This window comes from Terrabacter koreensis (genome assembly GCF_054783315.1).
On record NZ_BAAGQU010000004.1, the window covers coordinates 1,262,635 to 1,280,498 of the forward strand.

The 17,864-nt window shown below is 70.0% G+C and carries 17 protein-coding genes; 12 read left to right on the plus strand and 5 right to left on the minus strand.

Annotation, left to right across the window (positions count from 1 at the left end; genetic code table 11):
- Window positions 1-76 precede the first annotated feature (76 nt).
- Entirely contained in the window at window positions 77-1,015 is a 939-nt protein-coding gene (locus ACYVNR_RS08645; RefSeq protein WP_045191700.1) for an AEC family transporter, read from the plus strand.
- 64 nt (window positions 1,016-1,079) lie between these two features.
- On the opposite strand, the gene ACYVNR_RS08650 is transcribed toward ACYVNR_RS08645, so the two are convergent.
- The 3 genes from ACYVNR_RS08650 to ACYVNR_RS08660 form a co-directional block, all read right to left on the minus strand.
- Window positions 1,080-1,823, minus strand: coding sequence for a hypothetical protein (locus ACYVNR_RS08650; protein WP_461047763.1), 744 nt, complete (start codon window positions 1,821-1,823; stop codon window positions 1,080-1,082).
- A 175-nt stretch (window positions 1,824-1,998) separates the two neighbouring features.
- Entirely contained in the window at window positions 1,999-3,438 is a 1,440-nt protein-coding gene (locus ACYVNR_RS08655; protein WP_045191702.1) for an aspartate aminotransferase family protein, read from the minus strand.
- On the minus strand, window positions 3,435-3,947 hold the full coding sequence (locus ACYVNR_RS08660) for an Lrp/AsnC family transcriptional regulator (RefSeq protein ID WP_045191703.1): 513 nt from the start codon (window positions 3,945-3,947) through the stop codon (window positions 3,435-3,437). Before ACYVNR_RS08660 ends, ACYVNR_RS08655 begins: the two co-directional genes overlap by 4 nt.
- 113 nt (window positions 3,948-4,060) lie before the next feature.
- Between ACYVNR_RS08660 and ACYVNR_RS08665 the strand changes: the two genes are divergently transcribed.
- The 8 genes from ACYVNR_RS08665 (at window position 4,061) to ACYVNR_RS08700 (ending at window position 13,711) form a co-directional block, all read left to right on the plus strand.
- The gene (locus tag ACYVNR_RS08665; RefSeq protein WP_461047764.1) at window positions 4,061-5,509 is read left to right on the plus strand and encodes a gamma-aminobutyraldehyde dehydrogenase; all 1,449 of its coding nucleotides are present in this window, start codon (window positions 4,061-4,063) and stop codon (window positions 5,507-5,509) included.
- Between the two features lie 135 nt (window positions 5,510-5,644).
- Window positions 5,645-6,895: a polyamine ABC transporter substrate-binding protein gene (locus ACYVNR_RS08670; RefSeq protein ID WP_045191705.1), complete on the plus strand. Its 1,251-nt coding sequence runs from the start codon at window positions 5,645-5,647 to the stop codon at window positions 6,893-6,895.
- Window positions 6,895-8,031 (plus strand): ABC transporter ATP-binding protein, encoded by a 1,137-nt coding sequence (locus tag ACYVNR_RS08675; RefSeq protein ID WP_045191706.1) that lies wholly within the window; start codon window positions 6,895-6,897, stop codon window positions 8,029-8,031. Before ACYVNR_RS08670 ends, ACYVNR_RS08675 begins: the two co-directional genes overlap by 1 nt.
- A complete protein-coding gene (locus ACYVNR_RS08680) occupies window positions 8,024-8,938 on the plus strand; it encodes an ABC transporter permease (protein WP_082080986.1) in 915 nt (304 codons plus the stop codon). Before ACYVNR_RS08675 ends, ACYVNR_RS08680 begins: the two co-directional genes overlap by 8 nt.
- Complete coding sequence (locus ACYVNR_RS08685; RefSeq protein ID WP_045191708.1) at window positions 8,938-9,732, plus strand: ABC transporter permease; 795 nt, start codon at window positions 8,938-8,940, stop codon at window positions 9,730-9,732. The genes ACYVNR_RS08680 and ACYVNR_RS08685 overlap by 1 nt, the downstream gene beginning before the upstream one ends.
- A 6-nt stretch (window positions 9,733-9,738) precedes the next feature.
- Window positions 9,739-10,986, plus strand: a complete 1,248-nt coding sequence (locus tag ACYVNR_RS08690) for a saccharopine dehydrogenase family protein (protein WP_461047765.1) — start codon at window positions 9,739-9,741, stop codon at window positions 10,984-10,986.
- Between the two features lie 160 nt (window positions 10,987-11,146).
- On the plus strand, window positions 11,147-12,616 hold the full coding sequence (locus ACYVNR_RS08695) for an NAD-dependent succinate-semialdehyde dehydrogenase (protein WP_461047766.1): 1,470 nt from the start codon (window positions 11,147-11,149) through the stop codon (window positions 12,614-12,616).
- Between the two features lie 81 nt (window positions 12,617-12,697).
- On the plus strand, window positions 12,698-13,711 hold the full coding sequence (locus tag ACYVNR_RS08700; protein WP_045191711.1) for a DnaB-like helicase C-terminal domain-containing protein: 1,014 nt from the start codon (window positions 12,698-12,700) through the stop codon (window positions 13,709-13,711).
- Between the two features lie 95 nt (window positions 13,712-13,806).
- Here ACYVNR_RS08700 and ACYVNR_RS08705 read toward each other — a convergent pair whose 3' ends face one another.
- Complete coding sequence (locus ACYVNR_RS08705; RefSeq protein ID WP_461047767.1) at window positions 13,807-14,154, minus strand: barstar family protein; 348 nt, start codon at window positions 14,152-14,154, stop codon at window positions 13,807-13,809.
- On the minus strand, window positions 14,151-14,636 hold the full coding sequence (locus ACYVNR_RS08710; protein WP_461047768.1) for a guanyl-specific ribonuclease: 486 nt from the start codon (window positions 14,634-14,636) through the stop codon (window positions 14,151-14,153). Before ACYVNR_RS08710 ends, ACYVNR_RS08705 begins: the two co-directional genes overlap by 4 nt.
- Before the next feature lie 101 nt (window positions 14,637-14,737).
- On the opposite strand from ACYVNR_RS08710, the gene ACYVNR_RS08715 reads away from it, so the two are divergent.
- Genes ACYVNR_RS08715 through dxr form a run of 3 tightly spaced genes read left to right on the plus strand, consistent with a single transcriptional unit; the run spans window position 14,738 to window position 17,804 of the window.
- On the plus strand, window positions 14,738-16,000 hold the full coding sequence (locus ACYVNR_RS08715; RefSeq protein WP_461047769.1) for a hypothetical protein: 1,263 nt from the start codon (window positions 14,738-14,740) through the stop codon (window positions 15,998-16,000).
- Window positions 16,001-16,036: 36 nt separating this feature from the next.
- Complete coding sequence (locus tag ACYVNR_RS08720) at window positions 16,037-16,558, plus strand: pyridoxamine 5'-phosphate oxidase family protein (RefSeq protein WP_045191713.1); 522 nt, start codon at window positions 16,037-16,039, stop codon at window positions 16,556-16,558.
- A 25-nt stretch (window positions 16,559-16,583) separates the two neighbouring features.
- The gene (dxr, locus tag ACYVNR_RS08725) at window positions 16,584-17,804 is read left to right on the plus strand and encodes a 1-deoxy-D-xylulose-5-phosphate reductoisomerase (RefSeq protein ID WP_461047770.1); all 1,221 of its coding nucleotides are present in this window, start codon (window positions 16,584-16,586) and stop codon (window positions 17,802-17,804) included.
- The last annotated feature ends 60 nt before the right edge of the window (window positions 17,805-17,864 follow it).

Here is a 17,864-nt window from a genome sequence, read left to right on the forward strand (position 1 = left end):
CCGGAGCGGCGCCGTGAATGATCGAGGACCGGACCCGATCGTCACGCGTCGGCGGCCCGCTGACAGGATCGGGCGCATGGTCGGGGTCCTCGAGGGTTTCGCGACGATCGCGGTCATCGTCGCGGTCGGTTGGTTCCTGGCGCATCGACGCATCCTCGACGAGTCGGCACAGGTCAACCTGTCGCGGCTCGCCTTCCACGTCGCGTCACCGGCTCTGCTGCTCACCGTCATGCAGCGCACGTCGCTCGACGCCGTGCTGTCGGCGAACCTCGTGACGTCGCTCATCAGCTTCGCGTCGGTGGTGGGTGTCTACCTGCTCGTCGCCCGGTTCCGTTGGGCGGGAGAGGGACTCGGGTCACGCCTCATCGGGAGCCTGTCGGCGGCCTACGTCAACGCGGGCAACCTCGGCATCCCCATCGCGCTCTACGTGCTCGGCGACGTCGCGTGGGTGGCGCCGACCCTGCTCATGCAGCTGCTCGTCATCACGCCGATCTCCATGGCGCTCTTCGACAGCGACGCCCGCGGCGAGCGGCCGACGCTGCTGCGGAGCCTGCGTCGGATGTTCAGCAACCCGATCACGCTCGGTGCCATCGCCGGCCTGCTCATCGCCGTCTTCGACATCGAGCTGCCACGGGTCGTGGCAGCGCCGATCGACCTGCTCGGTGCGATGGCCGTTCCCTCGATGCTCGTCGCCTTCGGCATCTCGCTACGCCGTGGCCCACGACCTGCGACCGGCAGGGGCGCCGCGCACGTGTGGACCGTGGTCGGGCTCAAGGTCCTCGCCATGCCCGCGATCGCCCTCGGGGTGGGTCTGGCGCTGGGGCTTCGCGGCGAGGCCCTCTTCGCCGTGGTCGTGACGGCCGCCCTGCCCACGGCGCAGAACATCTTCACGTATGCCGTCCGCTACCGCCGCGAGGTCAACCTGGCCCGCGACACCATCTTCGTCAGCACGTTCGCGTCGGTGCCGGTGATCCTCGGGATCGCTGCCCTCTTCCACTGGCTCGCGGGCGTCTGAGCCGGGCCCCGGCCAAGGCCGGGTTCCGCAGCTGGGGCGCTGCGGAACCCGGCCCGCTCACCGGTCAGAAACCGCCGAAGTCGCCGCCGCCGAAGTCACCGCCACCGAAGTCGCCGCCACCGAAGTCGCCGCCGAAGTCGCCGCCGCCGAAGTCCCCGAAGTCGGAGCCACCGGCAGCCCCGCCATCGCCCGCGTCGCCGCCGGCATCACCCGCGTCGCCGCCGCCGTCGCCCGAGTCGCCCCCGGCATCACCCGAGTCGCCACCGCCATCACCCGAGTCGCCGGCGCCCGCGTCGCCGGCCTCCTGGGCCTCGGGCGAGGACTCGTAGCCGCCGAGCATCATGTCGGCGAGCGCGGACCCGACGACGACACCGGCGATGGTGCCCAGCATCGAGCCGGCGATCATGCCGCCCATGCCCATGCCGCCGCCCATCCCGCGTCCGCCGCCGAACGCGCCCTGCAGGTAGCCGGGCCGGCTCATCTCCGCGCGCGTGGCGCTACGGGCGAGGTCGGCGGGCTGGTCGCTGCGGGGCCGCTCGTTCTCGGGGAGGTCTTCGGTGAGGCGCTGGAGCACCATCTGGCGCTGCTCGGGCGACAGCTTGCCGAACGCCTCGGCGTGCACCCTCTCGATGTCCTCCGGGTCCGCGGTGCGCAGGAGGTACTTGTAGCGGGCGATGGCGCGCTCGTCCTCGCTCGAGGCGCCCCCTCGAGGCGACGGAACCTGGTAGGGCTGGCCGGTCGGGGCGGGGGCGGTGCGCTGTTGCTGCTGCAGCGGCTCGCGCCCGAGCAGCTTGTCGAGGAATCCCATGTCGTTCTCCTTGCGTCGGCGTCGCATCTGACGGATACCTACCCAACGAACGGCACCACCCAGCGTTCCGGCGGCCGTGCGCGACGAAGTCCGGCCGGAAACGCACGGAGCCACCCGCGAACGGGTGGCTCCGTGCCCTTGCGCTACCCCCACGGCATACGCGAGGAAGAAACGGTCAGAGGTGGTTCTCGGCCTCGACGAGCACCGACCGCAGACGCGACTCGATGTCGTCGAACTGCTCGGGCCCCATGATCAGCGGCGGCGCGAGCTGGATGACGGGGTCGCCGCGGTCGTCGGCGCGGCAGTAGAGCCCGGCGTCGAACAGTGCCTTGGAGAGGAAGCCGCGCAGCAGGCGCTCGGACTCGGCGTCGTTGAAGGTCTCGCGGGTGGCCTTGTCCTTGACGAGCTCGATGCCGTAGAAGTAGCCGGCGCCGCGCACGTCGCCGACGAGCGGCAGGTCTAGCAGCCGGTCGAGGGCCGCCTTGAACGCCGGCGCGTTCTGCTTGACCCGGTCGTTGAGGCCCTCGCGCTCGAAGATGTCGAGGTTGGCCATCGCGACCGCGGCCGACACGGGGTGCCCGCCGAACGTGTAGCCGTGCGGGAAGTACGTCGTGCCCTGCTTGAACGGCTCGAAGAGACGGTCGCTCGCGATCATCGCGCCGATGGGGGAGTAGCCGCTCGTCATGCCCTTCGCGCACGTGATGATGTCGGGCACGTAGCCGAAGTCGTCGCAGGCGAACATCGAGCCGATGCGGCCGAAGCTGCAGATGACCTCGTCGGAGACGAGCAGCACGTCGTACTCGTCGCAGATCTCCCGCACGCGCTCGAAGTAGCCGGCCGGCGGCGGGAAGCAGCCACCGGAGTTCTGCACCGGCTCGAGGAAGACGGCCGCGACGGTGTCGGGACCCTCGAACTCGATGGCCTCGGCGATGCGGTCGGCGGCCCAGCGCCCGAAGGCCTTCTCGTCGTCGCGCAGGTGCTCGGGTGCGCGGTACATGTTGGTGTTCGGCACCTTGTGCGCGCCGGGCACGAGCGGCTCGAACATCTCCTTGGCCGCCGGGATGCCGGTGATCGACAGGGCGCCCTGTGGGGTGCCGTGGTAGGCGACGGCACGCGAGATGACCTTGTGCTTGGTCGGCTTGCCGGTCAGCTTGTAGTACTGCTTCGCGAGCTTCCAGGCGGTCTCGACGGCCTCGCCGCCGCCGGTCGTGAAGAAGACGCGGTTGAGGTCACCGGGGGCGTATGCCGCGAGACGCTCGGCGAGCTCGATGGCCCTGGGGTGGGCGTAGCTCCACAGCGGGAAGAACGCCAGCTCCTTGGCCTGCTTGGCAGCGGCCTCGGCGAGCTCCTCGCGCCCGTGGCCGGCCTGGACGACGAAGAGGCCGGCGAGCCCGTCGATGTACTCGTTGCCACGGTCGTCCCAGATCGTCCAGCCCTTCCCCTTGGTGATGATGGGGACCGAGTGGCCGAGCCCGCCGGTGTCCTTCTCCTCGAACACCGAGTGGCGCGTGAAGTGCATCCACAGGTGGTCTCGGGCCGCCTCCGAGTGGAGGGTGCCGGTCGGCGTCCGGGTGTCCGAGGACGGTTCCCAGACCTGGTTCGGGTTGATGCTCATCGTGTACCCCAGTTGTAGAGCTGTTTGTTGAGTTTCAGGTAGACGAACGTCTCGGTCGCCGTGACGCCCGGGAGAGGGCGGATGCGGCTGGTGAGCAGCTCGAGCAGGTGGGCGTCGTTCTCGCAGACGACCTCGGCCAGCACGTCGAAGCTGCCGGCCGTCGTCACGACGTAGGAGACCTCGTCCATCTCGGTGAGGGCGTCGGCCACCGACGTCATGTCGCCGGACACGCGCAGGCCGACCATGGCCTGTCGCTGGAACCCCACCTGCAGGGGATCCGTCACGGCGACGATCTGCATCACGTCGGCGTCGAGCAGCCGTTGCACGCGCTGGCGCACGGCGGCCTCGGAGAGCCCCACCTGCTGGGCGATCGACGCGTACGACTTGCGGCCGTCGTGCTGGAGCAGCTCGATGATCGTCTTGCTCACGTCGTCGAGGTTGACCGCCGGTTTCCGTGCCCTACCGCCTCCGGAACCGGCCGCGTTGGCCACGCCTCGGATGGTCGTCATGTCCCGATACTGACCTGTGGAACGCGCTGTTGGCAAGTGCCTTCCCAACTGATTCCGAAGAAGTGGCCCATCAACCCTTCCTGATTGCGAAGGTCTGCGTTTAGCATTCCCGCATGACTTCGAAGCCCCGCCAGCTCCGCAACTTCATCGGTGGCCAGTACGTCGACCCCGAGGGCGACACCATGACCGACATCGTCGACCCGTCGTCGGCGCAGGTCGTGGCCAAGGCACCCGTGAGCAGCCAGTCCGACGTCGACCGGGCGTATGCCGCGGCCTCCAAGGCGTTCGAGACGTGGGGTGACACGACCCCGAGCGAGCGCCAGCAGGCGCTACTGAAGTTCGCCGACGCCATCGAGGCCCGGGCCGACGACTTCGTCCGGCTCGAGGGTGAGAACACCGGCAAGCCGCACGCCCTGACCGCGAGCGAGGAGATGCCCCCGATGCTCGACCAGCTGCGCTTCTTCGCCGGCGCGGCGCGCGTGCTCGAGGGAAAGTCGGCCGGGGAGTACATGAAGGGGCACACCTCCTTCGTGCGCCGCGAGCCCATCGGCGTCGTCGGCCAGGTCACCCCGTGGAACTACCCGATGATGATGGCGATGTGGAAGATCGCGCCGGCCCTGGCCGCGGGAAACACCATCGTGCTCAAGCCGTCCGACACGACGCCGGAGACGACGCTGCTGCTCGCCGAGCTCGCCTCGGAGTTCCTGCCCGAGGGCACCTTCAACGTCATCACCGGTGACCGTGAGACCGGCCGCATGGTCGTCGAGCACCCGACGCCGGCCCTGGTCGCGATCACCGGCTCGGTGCGCGCCGGCATGCAGGTCGCCGAGAGCGCCTCGCGCGACCTCAAGCGCGTGCACCTCGAGCTCGGCGGCAAGGCGCCCGTCGTGGTCTTCGACGACGCCGACCTCGAGGCAGCCGTCGAGGGCATCGCGATCGGTGGCTACTTCAACGCCGGTCAGGACTGCACGGCGGCCACCCGCGTCCTTGCCGGTCCCCGCATCCACGACGACTTCGTCGACGCCCTCGCGGAGTACGCCAGGAACGAGGCCAAGGTCGGCATGCCCGACGACGCCGACGCGCTCTTCGGCCCCGTCAACAACCCGAACCAGGTCGCCCACGTCGGTGGCATGATCGACCGCCTCCCCGACCACGCCCGGGTCGCGGCCGGGGGCCGACGGGCCGACGGCCTCGGCGACGGCTACTTCTTCGAGCCGACCGTGCTCGCCGGCCTGCGCCAGGACGACGAGCAGATCCAGAACGAGATCTTCGGCCCGGTCATCACCGTGCAGCAGTTCACCGACGAGGCCGAGGCGCTTGCCTGGGCCAACGGCGTGCAGTACGGCCTCGCCTCGAGCGTGTGGACCAAGGACTTCGGTCGGGCGATGCGGATGAGCCGCAAGCTCGACTTCGGCTGCGTGTGGATCAACACGCACATCCCGATCGTCGCCGAGATGCCTCACGGGGGCTTCAAGCACAGCGGCTACGGCAAGGACCTGTCCATGTACGGACTGGAGGACTACACCCGCGTGAAGCACGTGATGGCCAACATCGAGTCCTGAGCCCCGGTGCGCCGCCGTCCCGACTCGGCGGCGCACCGTCCACCGGCGGCGGGGGCCGCCGGGACCTGCACCACCAGCCCGACCGGGTCAGTGTCGATCCCCTCCTGACCGATCCCGAAACCCCTGGAGACGTAGATGAACGACAAGAGCTTCGACCGCGACAACCCCGTGCTGCGCGCTGCCCTGCTACGCGGCATGGTGTCCCGCCGGTCGGCCATGATGGGAGCCGCGGGCGTGAGCGCCGCTGCGTTCCTCGCCGCCTGCGGCTCGGCGGGAAAGAACCCGTCGAGCGGCAGCGGCGCGAGCGGCACCGCGAGCGCCGCCAGGACCGCAGCGGCCGCCAAGGACATGTCCGACACCGAGAAGATCGTCAACTGGTCGAACTGGCAGGAGTACATCGACGTCTCGGAGGACGGCAAGAGCCGCCCGAGCCTCGACGCCTTCACGAAGAAGACCGGCATCAAGGTCAACTACACCGAGGACTACAACGACAACGACGAGTTCTACGCGAAGGTCCGACCCCTGCTGGAGGGTGGCACCGACACGGGCCGGGACGTGTGGGTCAGCACCGACTGGATGGTGGCGCGCCTCATTCGCCAGGGCTACGTGCAGAAGCTCGACATGGCGAACATCCCGAACGCCAAGAACCTCGAGGCGTCGTTCCAGAACGTCGAGTTCGACCCGGGGCGCCAGTACTCGCTGCCCTGGCAGGCCGGCTTCGGCTGCATCGGCTACAACACGAAGGCGACCGGCGGCAAGAAGATCGAGACGATCACCCAGCTGCTCACCGACCCGTCGCTCAAGGGCAAGGTCACGCTCCTCACCGAGATGCGCGACACCATGGGCCTCGTCATGATGGAGCAGGGCAAGGACATCTCGAAGTTCACCGCCGCGGACTTCGAAGCAGCTCTCGCCATGATCCAGCAGGCGAAGGACTCCGGGCAGCTCAAGGGCTTCACCGGCAACGACTACACCGACGGTCTGGCCAAGGGCGACATCGCGGCGTGCGTCGCGTGGTCCGGCGACGTCGCCTCCCTGAAGGTCGACAGCCCCGAGCTCGGCCTGACGCTCCCGGCCGCCGGTTACACGCTCTGGACCGACAACTTCGTCGTCCCGGCGCTGGCCAAGCACAAGAAGAACGCCGAGAAGCTCATCGACTACTACTACGACCCCAAGGTCATGGCCGAGGTCGAGGCCTGGGTCAACTACATCCCGCCCGTGGCCGGGACGAGGGCGGCGGTCGCGGCCACGGACGCCGAGCTCGGCGGGAACCAGCTGATCTTCCCGAGCGCGGAGACCTTGGCCAAGGCCCAGGTGTTCCGCCCGCTCACCGCGGACGAGGAGACGAAGTTCGCCAAGGCCTACTCGGCCCTCACCACCGCCTGATGGGAGACACGACCGTGGACCGAACAGGCAAGGGCGACCTGTCGCTGGTCGCGCTGACCAAGTCGTTCGCGACCTTCACGGCCGTCCACCCGCTCGACCTGACGATCGAGGCCGGCTCGTTCTTCGCCCTGCTCGGGCCCTCGGGCTGCGGCAAGACGACGACCCTGCGCATGATCGCGGGGCTGGAGGACCCGACGGGTGGCCGGATCACGATCGGCGACGAGGACATCACCGACACGAAGGCCTACCAGCGCAACGTCAACACCGTCTTCCAGTCGTACGCCCTGTTCCCGCACATGACGGTCGTCGACAACGTCATGTTCGGCCTCAAGCGCCGAGGCGACAAGGACGCCAAGCGCAAGGCGAGGGAGGCCCTCGAGCTCGTCCAGCTCGAGCAGGTGGCGACGAAACGACCGACCCAGCTCTCCGGCGGCATGCAGCAGCGGGTGGCGCTCGCGCGCGCTCTCGTCAACCGGCCCGACGTGCTGCTGCTCGACGAGCCCCTGGGGGCCCTCGACCTCAAGCTGCGCCGGCAGATGCAGATCGAGCTCAAGCGGATCCAGCAGGAGGTCGGGCTGACGTTCATCCACGTCACGCACGACCAGGAGGAGGCCATGACGATGGCCGACCGCATCGCCGTCATGAACGCCGGCCGGATGGAGCAGCTCGGCGACCCGGCGACGCTGTACGAGCGCCCGAGCTCGACCTTCGTGGCCAACTTCCTCGGCCAGTCCAACCTGTTGCGTGCCTCGGTGCTCGGCAGCGAGTCGGGCAACGGCGTCGTCCGCGTCCGCAGCCACGACACCGAGCTCGAGGTCGTGCGCGACCACCTGCCCCAGGGGGTGGGGGACGTCTGGCTCGGCGTGCGTCCCGAGAAGCTCCGGCTCGGCGAGTCAGGGGGTCCCAACCGCCTGAGCGGCCTCGTGCGAGACGTGTCCTTCACCGGGGTCGCGACGCAGTACAGCGTGGAGATGCCCTGGGGACAGGAGCTGACCGTGGTCCAGCAGAACGACGGCACGGCGCGGGCACGCCTGGGCGAGAACGTGACCGTCTCGTGGGCCGCCGAGCACGGTTTCGCCCTCGACGCGTCCCAGGACGCCGAGGCGGGGGCCGAGCTGGTGGACGATCGTGGCTGACGCCGCGGTCCTCTCGACCGGAAGCTCGGTCGCGGAGGGCCGACGACGCCGCAACTGGGTCCCCTACGCGCTCCTGCTCCCGGGCCTGCTCTGGCTGTTCGTCTTCTTCGTCGTGCCGATGATCACCCTTGCCTCGCAGTCCCTGCAGGAGGGCAACGTCGACGACGGCTTCGTCTTCACGGGCAACGTCGCGGTCTACGGTCAGGCGCTCACCACCTACTGGCCGCAGATGCTGCGCTCCCTGCTCTACGCGGGCACGGCGACGGTCCTCGCGCTCGTGCTGGGCTACCCGCTCGCCTACTTCATCGCGCAGAAGGCGGGGCGCTGGAAGAACGTCGTCCTCGTGCTCGTCATCGCGCCGTTCTTCACGAGCTTCCTCATCCGGACGCTCGCCTGGAAGACGATTCTGTCGGACAACTGGGTCGTCACCGACTGGGCCAACAAGCTCGGGGTGACCAGCGTGCTCCAGGCGCTGGGACTCACCGCCAACGACTCGCTGCTCTTCTCGCCGTTCGCGGTGGTCATGGGACTGACCTACAACTTCCTGCCGTTCATGATCCTGCCGCTCTACGCGACCCTCGAGCGGCTCGACCCGCGGCTGCTCGAGGCGGCGAGCGACCTGTACGCCTCGCCGTGGCAGACCTTCCGCAAGGTGACGTGGCCACTGTCCCTCCCGGGCGTCGTGGCCGGGACCCTGCTGACGTTCATCCCGGCCTCGGGTGACTTCATCAACGCTCGTCTGCTCGGCAACACCCAGACGACGATGATCGGGGCGGTCATCGACAGCCAGTTCCTACGCGTCCTCGACTACCCGCTCGCTGCAGCGCTCTCGTTCGTGCTGCTCGTCATCATCCTGGTGCTTGTGGCCTCCTACGTCCGCAAGGCCGGCACGGAGGAGCTGCTCTGATGGCCTGGATCAAGCGTCACCTCATCACGTTCGCAGCACTCGCCGTGCTCGCCTACACGCTCGTGCCCAACGTCATCGTCGCGGTCTTCTCGTTCAACGACCCGAAGGGCAAGTTCAACTACACCTTCAACGAGTTCTCCACCGACGCCTGGACCAACCCCTGTGGCGCTCCAGGCATCTGCGACTCGCTGGGTCTGAGCCTGCGCATCGGCATCACCGCCTCGATCATCGCGACGATCCTCGGCACGATGATCGCCTTCGCCCTGGGCCGCTACCGGTTCAGGGGACGCTCCGCCACCAACCTGCTCATCTTCATGCCGATGGCCACTCCCGAGGTCGTCATGGGGTCGAGCCTGCTGACGCTCTTCCTGATGGCCGGCATCCCCGCCGGGCCGGTGGCGATCCTCATCGCGCACATCATGTTCTGCGTCTCGTTCGTCGTCGTCGCGGTCAAGGCCCGGGTGGCGACCCTCGACCCCCGGCTCGAGGAGGCCGCCGCCGACCTCGGGGCCAACCCGACCCAGACGTTCCTGCGGGTGACGCTGCCCCTGGCGGCGCCGGGTATCGCGGCGGGAGGACTGCTCGCCTTCTCGCTGAGCTTCGACGACTACATCATCACGAACTTCAACGCGAGCCCGAGCTCGATCACCTTCCCGATGTACGTGTGGGGCGCCGCCCAGCGCGGTGTGCCGGTGCAGGTGTACGCCATCGGAACGGTCATGTTCCTCATCGCTCTCGGCGTCGTGGTCGCGGGCCAGGTCGTCGGGGCCCGCCGCAACAGACAGGTGGCCTGAGTCCCCATGCGCGTCCTCATGATCGGCTCCGGTGGCGTCGGCGACGCCGCCGCGCGCATCGCGGCCGAGCGCGACTTCTTCGAGCTCTGGGTCGTCGCCGACTACGACATCGCGCGGGCATCACGCACCGTCGCCGCGGTCGGCGGGCGACACCCGGGTGAGAGTCGCTTCGTCGCGGCCCAGGTCGATGCGTCGTCGGTGGAGGCCGTGACTGCACTCGCACGCGAGCACGGCGCGACGCACGTGTTCAACGCCGTCGACCCGAAGTTCAACATGTCGATCTTCAACGCTGCCAACGCTGCCGGCGCCGACTATCTCGACATGGCGATGAGCCTCTCGCGCCGCCATCCTGAGCAGCCGTATGCCGTGACCGGGGTCAAGCTGGGCGACGAGCAGTTCGCGGTGGCGGGGGAGTGGGAGGCCGACGGCCGGCTCGCGCTCGTCGGCATCGGCGTAGAGCCGGGGCTGTCCGACGTGTTCGCGCGCTATGCGGCAGACCACCTCTTCAGCGAGATCGACGAGCTGGGCACGCGCGACGGCGCCAGCCTCGTGGTGCGGGACGACGACGGCAACGAGGTCTTCGCGCCGAGCTTCTCGATGTGGACGACGATCGAGGAGTGCCTCAACCCTCCCGTGGTCTGGGAGAAGGACCGGGGGTGGTTCACCACCGAGCCGTTCAGCGAGCCGGAGGTGTTCGACTTCCCGGAGGGCATCGGCCCGGTCGAGTGCGTCAACGTCGAGCACGAGGAGGTGCTCCTCATGCCACGCTGGGTCGACGCGAAGCGGGTCACCTTCAAGTACGGCCTCGGCGACGAGTTCATCACCATCCTCAAGGTGCTGAACACGCTCGGGCTCGACCGCACCGAGCCGGTGCGGGTCAAGGGCGTCGAGGTGAGCCCCCGCGACGTCGTGGCGGCCGTGCTGCCCGACCCCGCGAGCATCGGCTCGCGGATGACCGGCAAGACCTGCGCCGGACTGTTCGTCACCGGCACGGGCACGGACGGCCGGCCGCGGCGCACGTACCTCTACCACGTCGTCGACAACGAGCAGACGATGCGCGACTACGGCGCCCAGTGCGTCGTGTGGCAGACCGCCGTCAACCCGGTCGTCGCGCTCGAGCTGCTCGCCCGGGGTGTGTGGAAGGGCGAGGGCGTGCTCGGCCCCGAGGCGTTCGACGCCGTCCCGTTCCTCGAGCTCCTGGCAGCCTCGAAGCCGGACGGGTACGGGTCTGCCTGGGGCATCGACGAACGCTGACGAGCGCTGAGGAGCGCTGAGGAGCGCTGACGAGCTCGAGGCGCTCAGGGTGCTCTCGAGGCGCTCGACCGCCCACCAGGGCCCGGCGCGGCCGGGAACGGCTCGCACAGGGCCCGGAGGCACTGATCACGGAACATCGACGAGGAATAGGGTTTCAGGCATGGCAGCGGTGACGCAGAAGTCAGTGATCGACTCAGTGCCCAAGGGCCTCTACATCGGCGGGCAGTGGCGCGACGGCGGCGACGGCGAGACGATCGCCGTCGACGACCCCGCGACCGGCAAGGTGCTGACGCACGTGGCGGCAGCCACCGTCGCCGACGGCCGTGCGGCGCTCGACGCCGCCGTGGCGGCGCAGTCCGACTGGGCGAAGACGCCCCCGCGCGACCGAGGCGAGCTCCTCCGGGCGGCATACGAGAAGATCACCGAGCGCGCGGAGGAGTTCGCGATGCTCATGACCCTCGAGATGGGCAAGACGCTCGCCGAGAGCCGCGGCGAGGTGGCCTACGGCGCCGAGTTCTTCCGCTGGTTCTCCGAGGAGGCCGTGCGCATCTCGGGCCGGTGGTCCACGGCGCCCAACGGCGCGACCCGCCTCATGACGATGAAGCAGCCGGTCGGCCCGACGCTGATGATCACGCCGTGGAACTTCCCGCTGGCCATGGGAACCCGCAAGATCGGGCCCGCCATCGCAGCCGGCTGCACGATGGTCGTCAAGCCGGCCAGCCAGACGCCGCTGACGATGCTGGCGCTGGCCGACCTGCTGCGCGAGTGCGGCCTGCCCGACGGCGTGCTCAACGTCGTCATGACGACCCACGAGACCACCGGCGCCGTCATGGAGCCCCTCATCCGCGACCCGCGGCTGCGCAAGCTCACCTTCACCGGCTCGACCCCCGTCGGTCGCTCGCTGATGGAGCAGGCCTCCCAGGGCATCCTCCGGGTCTCGATGGAGCTCGGCGGCAACGCACCCTTCCTCGTCTTCGAGGACGCCGACGTCGACAAGGCCGTCGACGGCGCGATGCTCGCCAAGATGCGCAACATGGGCGAGGCCTGCACGGCGGCGAACCGGTTCTACGTCCACGAGTCGCTCGCCGACGAGTTCAGCGCCGAGCTCGCGAGGCGGATGGGGGCCCTGACGCTCGGCAAGGGGACGAAGGACGGCGTCGACGTCGGACCCCTGGTCGACGAGAAGGCACGCGACAAGGTCAGCGCGCTCGTCGACGACGCCGTCGCCAAGGGCGCGAAGGTGCTGGTCGGCGGCTCGGTGCCCGACGGCGACGGCTGGTTCTACGAGCCCACCGTGCTCGCCGACGTGCCCACCGACGCCGAGATGGCACGCGAGGAGATCTTCGGCCCGGTCGCGCCGGTGACGACCTTCCGCACCGACGCCGAGGCCGTCCGCCTCGCCAACGACACCGAGTACGGCCTCGTCGCGTACCTCTTCACCCGGGACCTCTCGCGCGCCATCGCGATGAGCGAGGCGCTCGAGTACGGCATGGTCGGGGTCAACCAGGGCATCGTGTCCAACCCTGCCGCGCCCTTCGGCGGCGTCAAGGCCTCCGGTGTCGGGCGCGAGGGCGGTTTCGAGGGCATCGACGAGTACCTCGAGACCAAGTACGTCGGCATCGCCCTGTAGGTGTTCCCCCGCCGACGAACGTCGGGGCAAACTACGCGAAACCGGTCCGGGTAGCACGACCGTTGTGGTGCAATCCCTTCCATGACGACTCAAGCGGGGCGCTTGGGAGGTGGGGCGCTTCGCTCGCTCGCCTCCCTGCTCGACGACACGGACTCGGCGCTGCGGCGCGGGGCTTCGGCCGGTGTGTCCGTGTGGTCCTCCGGCTTCCCGGCCCTCGACGAGACCCTGACGGGGGGATTCCGTGCGGGTGAGCTGGTGCTCCTCGGCGGACCGCAGGGCAACGGCAAGACCACTATCGGCATGCAGTTCGTGCGCAACGCGGTCGCCGCCGGTCGCACGGCGCTCTTCTTCTCCTACGAGCACGAGGCGCACACGCTCTTCGAGCGGCTCGTGTCGATGGAGGCCGCCGAGCGCATCCCCGGTGAGGTCGCGACGGTGCACGAGGTGCGCCGCGCGCTCGAGTCCGACTCGGGCGGCCTCACCCTCGAGGACGTCCTGACCCCGCTCCCAGGAGCCCTCCCGGCACTCTTCGCCCTCGCGGACTTCGGCGAGCGGCTGCACATCCACGAGTCGAACGGCTCGACGACGCTCGCGGAGATCCGACGGATCGTGGACGAGGTCGCGCAGCAGACCGGCGAGGCGCCCCTGGTCCTCGTCGACTACCTCCAGAAGGTGCCGATGCGTGACGCACCGGACGGCGACGTCGTGACCGCCGCAGCGGAGGGCCTGAAGGAGCTCGCGCTGCAGGCCGGCGTGCCGGTGGTCGCGGTGGCGGCCGCCGACAAGGCCAGCCTGGGGGCCGGCCGTCGCATGCGCATCCACGACCTGCGCGGCTCGTCGGCGCTCGCCTACGAGTCGGACATCGTGCTCATCCTCAGCGAGAAGGTCGACATCGTCGCGCGCGACCACCTCATCTACGACCTCGGCAACGCCCAGCGCTTCAGCGACTGGTGCGTGGTCACGGTCGAGAAGAACCGCCACGGCCGGGCCGGCGTCGAGCTCGAGTTCCACAAGGACTTCACGCACGGCCGGTTCCACACCGACGGCCAGGAGGTCAAGGAACGCCTCATCGACGAGCGGGTCTTCGTCAACTGACGCGCACCTCCGAGGACGGATGCCGTCCGGCGGCGTCCGCGGGCCCGGGCCGTCGCGCGGGGGCGGCGTGACGGCATACGTGGTCGGGCTCTGCCCTAGCGCGCGATGACGGTGACGTTGAGGTCGGGGCGTTCCTCGTCGACCTGCTCGAGGACCGCGACGACCGTCTCGTAGGTGGCGCGCTCGGAGAAGCGCAGCCCCTGGGTGCGGTCCCACACGAGCTCGATGGGAACACCGCGCGGACCTTCGAGGTCTCGCAGCGCGTCGAGGAGGGCGTCCCAGTTGTGGCCGAACCAGTCGGGCAGGTCCAGTGCCGTGGCGAACGCCTCGAGGACGCTGTCCTTGTCGTGGCCGCCGGACACGACCCGCACGTCGTGGCCGAGCCAGCGCAGCTGGTCGAGGTGGTCGTCCGGCTCGCTGTGGCGGCCGAGAAAGGTCGTCACGTCGTCTCCTTCACCCGGTGGAACGACGCGTAGTGGTCGTCGGTCCAGTAGATCTCACCGTCGCCGCCTGTGATGAGGCGTCGAGGACCGCGGTCGTCGGATCCCGGCGTCACGACGGTGAACTCGCGGTAGTAGCCCCGAGTCCTGTTGGGCAGCAAGCGTTCCCGGTTGGCGAACGTCTTGTCGTCGTTGCGTGGGTAGGGGAACGGGCCACCAGCGCGGATCAGCGCGAGGGTGTCTCGCGCCTCTCGCGGCAGGGCCGACTCCTCGACCCACGGCAGACCGGACACGGGGTCGGTGCCTGTCGGAGCAGTGGTCGTCGTCCGAGTGTCGCGGGTTCCGGGCGACGCGGGCGCGCCCGAGGAGGTGCGTCCGTGCGCGTCGGACGGTCCCTGGGCCACCCTGACGACGAGCCACGCCAGCACGACGAGGGCGACGACCAGGACGCCGAGGAGCACCTGGCGCGACGCGACCGACTTCACGTCGTCATCATGCCGGACGACCTCGACCGGCGACCGTGCCGAGGTCGGCGAATGCCGCGAATCGACTGACGCCGGGCGCCCGCCGGGGGAGACTGCCGGGCGTGGGCATCCTCCGTGGCCTTCTCGGTGGGCGGGCCGGACGTCGTGACGACCCGGCCCCGGTCTCCGCTGCCGCTGAGGTCGGCCACCGCGTCTTCGTCGAGCAGCCCGTCGCGACGGTCTGGCGGCACCTCGTCGCACCCCCGGAGTCGACGGAGCTGGGCGTCGACTGCGTACGCGTGCTGTCCCTCCCCGGACGCGTGGCGGGCGACCTGCCCGAGTTCGTCGGCGTGTGGCGTCGGCGCAACGGACGGCTCTGGGCGGGACTCAGCACCGTGGTCGAGCTCGAAGAGGGTCGGCGCGTCGTGACGCGATCCGCTGACGGCACCAGCGCCCGCACGCTCACGACGACGCTCGAACCGCTCGACGAGGGCTGCGTCGTGGCGCAGCAGCTGTGCGGCCCCCTACCGCTTGACGCGGCCTCGTTCGCCCGGGCCTGGCTCGTCCGCGCACTCCTCGGGCTCAAGGCCGACCTCGAAGGCCGCGACCGGGACGCGCTCGTCGACGCCGAGTCCGACGAGCTGGTGGAACGCGTGGCGCGGTGCGGAGTGCTGGGGCCCGGGGTCGTCGCACCGGCTCCCGGGGCTGTCGCGCCGGCCGTCGGGGCCACCGCGCCTCCCGGGTTCACGCCCGTCAGCGAGACGGCGACCATCGACCTGACGGTGCCGCCGGAGAGGCTCTGGGAGGTGTTGGGGGAGCCGTCCTCGGAACAGCTGGTCAAGCCCGACATCCAGCACCTGGTCCGGGTGGGACTCTCGGACGAACCCGCACGCGAGCACGTCGTCGGGGTGCACCGTCACCCCGGCGGACGCCGGGGTGTCACCGTGTCGCTCGTGGTCGAAGCCGTGCAGCCGTCACGAGTCGTCGAGCGGGAGCTCACCGCCTCGCACGAGAGCGACGTCGTGACGACCATCGAGGCGCTCGGCGAGGGGAGCCGGCTCACCGAGACCTTCACGGGCTGGCTGCCATCGGGTCCGGGCCGCGTCGTCGACTCCTCGGCTGTCGCCGCGTTCATGCAGACCCGGCTCGACGTCATCAAGAACCTCGCCGAGGGCGGTGCCCGTCCGCAGCGCGACGCGCGGACCGGATTCCTCCCACCGGGGCAGACTGAGGGCCCGACGGCGGTGGCGACGCACGCCGCCTCGGTGCCATCGAGCGTCGTGCTCCCGCCTCCGCACGTCCCAGACCCGGGAGAGGCCTACGACTACGGCCCGCGCTTCTTCCTCGGCGACTCGGTGTTCTACCTCGGCGAGGGCGTCGGCTGACCCTGAGCAGGCGGTGGTGGGGTCTAACGTCGGACCATGCTCGAGACCAGCGAGGAGACGGCCGCGCTCCAGTCCCTGCTCGACGCGTCGATCGCGCGAGCCACCGGGCACCTGCGGGCGATCATCACCGACGAGCGCACGCTGACGGCCGAGCAGCTCGTGGCGCTGCTGACCGGCATGAAGGTGCTGTCGGTCGCGACGGTCACCGCAGCCGGCGAGCCTCGCATCAGCGCCCTCGACGGCCACTTCCTCCACGGCACCTGGACCTTCAGCACGTCGGGCACGTCGGCCAAGGCCCGGCACCTGGCGGCGCGGCCGGCGGTCAGCGTGGCCCACGTCGACGGTGAGGACCTCGCCCTCTTCACCCACGGCTACGCCGACCTCATGCAGCCGGGTCCCGAGCGCGACGAGGTCGAGGCGCACTGGACCGCGCACTACGGCAGCAGCCCTTGGTCGTGGGGAGACGACATCCGCATGTACCGCCTGCGCATGACGTGGGCGGTCGCCTACGCGTTCGAGCGCGACGAGCTGCTGCGGGCGCGGGGAGTGACTGCCTGACTCGAGTCTGCGGAACAATGCCCGGGTGACTGACACCCCGGCCGACATCTCGGCACCGGCACGCCGCCGCATCGTCCTGCTCGGCTCGACCGGCTCGATCGGAACCCAGGCCATCGACCTCGTCGAGCGCAACCCCGACCGGTTCGAGGTCGTGGGCCTCTCGGCCGGGGGCAACCTCGAGCTCGTCGCCCGGCAGGCCGTGGCGCTGCGGGTGCCGGTGGTGGCGGTGGCGAGCGCAACGGAGGACGACGTGGCGCGCGCGATCGCCCGCGCTGCCGACGAGGCGGGCGTGACGGCATACGCCCCCGAGGTGCTCGTCGGCCCCGACGCCAGCACGACCCTCGCCGCCCGCGACGCCGACGTCGTCGTCAACGGCATCACCGGAGCCATCGGCCTCGAGCCGACGCTGGCCGCGCTGCGGGCCGGCACGACGCTGGCGCTGGCGAACAAGGAGTCGCTCATCATCGGCGGCCCGCTCGTCAAGGCGGTCGCAGCGCCCGGTCAGATCGTGCCCGTCGACTCGGAGCACTCCGCGATCGCCCAGTGCCTGCGGGGCGGCCGCGCCGAGGAGGTGCGGCGCCTCGTCGTCACCGCGAGCGGCGGTCCGTTCCGCGGACGCAGCCGGGCCGAGCTCGCCGACGTGACGCCCGAGCAGGCCCTGGCCCACCCGAACTTCGCCATGGGCCGCGTCATCACGACGAACTCGGCGACCTTGGTCAACAAGGGCCTGGAGGTCATCGAGGCGCACCTGCTCTTCGACATCCCGTTCGAGCGCATCGACGTCGTCGTGCACCCGCAGCAGATGATCCACTCGATGGTCGAGTTCGTCGACGGCTCGACGATCGCCCAGGCCGGGCCGCCGCGGATGCTCGTGCCGATCGCGCTCGGGATGAGCTGGCCCGAGCGCATCGCCGACGCCGACGTGCCGTGCGACTGGACGAAGGCGCAGAGCTGGGAGTTCGAGCCGCTCGACGACGACGCCTTCCCGGCCGTCGCCCTGGCCCGCCGCGTCGGTGAGGCGGGCGGCACGTGGCCGGCCGTCTACAACGCGGCCAACGAGGTCGCGGTCGACGCCTTCCACGACGGGCGCATCGGCTTCGTCGACATCGTCGACACCGTCGCGCACGTCGTCGACGCGTATGCCGTCGAGCCGGCTTCTCGCGCGGCCGACCTCACGCTCGACGACGTCCTCGCCGCCGACGCGTGGGCCAGGAGCGCCGCCGAGCGCGCCATCGCCTCCTCCTGACCCCGGTTCGAGGTGATCCCGCGTCAGATGTGACGCGGGATCACCTCGAACGGACGAGGG

Bases quoted from the DNA above. Each gene is read 5' to 3' on its own strand.
- ACYVNR_RS08700 (WP_045191711.1), top strand. From the start codon at position 12,698: ATGACGACTCAAGCGGGGCGCTTGGGAGGTGGGGCGCTTCGCTCGCTC.
- ACYVNR_RS08645 (WP_045191700.1), top strand. From the start codon at position 77: ATGGTCGGGGTCCTCGAGGGTTTCGCGACGATCGCGGTCATCGTCGCG.
- ACYVNR_RS08655 (WP_045191702.1), bottom strand. From the start codon at position 3,438: ATGAGCATCAACCCGAACCAGGTCTGGGAACCGTCCTCGGACACCCGG.
- ACYVNR_RS08665 (WP_461047764.1), top strand. From the start codon at position 4,061: ATGACTTCGAAGCCCCGCCAGCTCCGCAACTTCATCGGTGGCCAGTAC.
- ACYVNR_RS08660 (WP_045191703.1), bottom strand. From the start codon at position 3,947: ATGACGACCATCCGAGGCGTGGCCAACGCGGCCGGTTCCGGAGGCGGT.
- ACYVNR_RS08695 (WP_461047766.1), top strand. From the start codon at position 11,147: ATGGCAGCGGTGACGCAGAAGTCAGTGATCGACTCAGTGCCCAAGGGC.
- ACYVNR_RS08675 (WP_045191706.1), top strand. From the start codon at position 6,895: ATGGGAGACACGACCGTGGACCGAACAGGCAAGGGCGACCTGTCGCTG.
- ACYVNR_RS08670 (WP_045191705.1), top strand. From the start codon at position 5,645: ATGAACGACAAGAGCTTCGACCGCGACAACCCCGTGCTGCGCGCTGCC.
- ACYVNR_RS08650 (WP_461047763.1), bottom strand. From the start codon at position 1,823: ATGGGATTCCTCGACAAGCTGCTCGGGCGCGAGCCGCTGCAGCAGCAA.
- ACYVNR_RS08685 (WP_045191708.1), top strand. From the start codon at position 8,938: ATGGCCTGGATCAAGCGTCACCTCATCACGTTCGCAGCACTCGCCGTG.
- ACYVNR_RS08690 (WP_461047765.1), top strand. From the start codon at position 9,739: ATGCGCGTCCTCATGATCGGCTCCGGTGGCGTCGGCGACGCCGCCGCG.
- ACYVNR_RS08720 (WP_045191713.1), top strand. From the start codon at position 16,037: ATGCTCGAGACCAGCGAGGAGACGGCCGCGCTCCAGTCCCTGCTCGAC.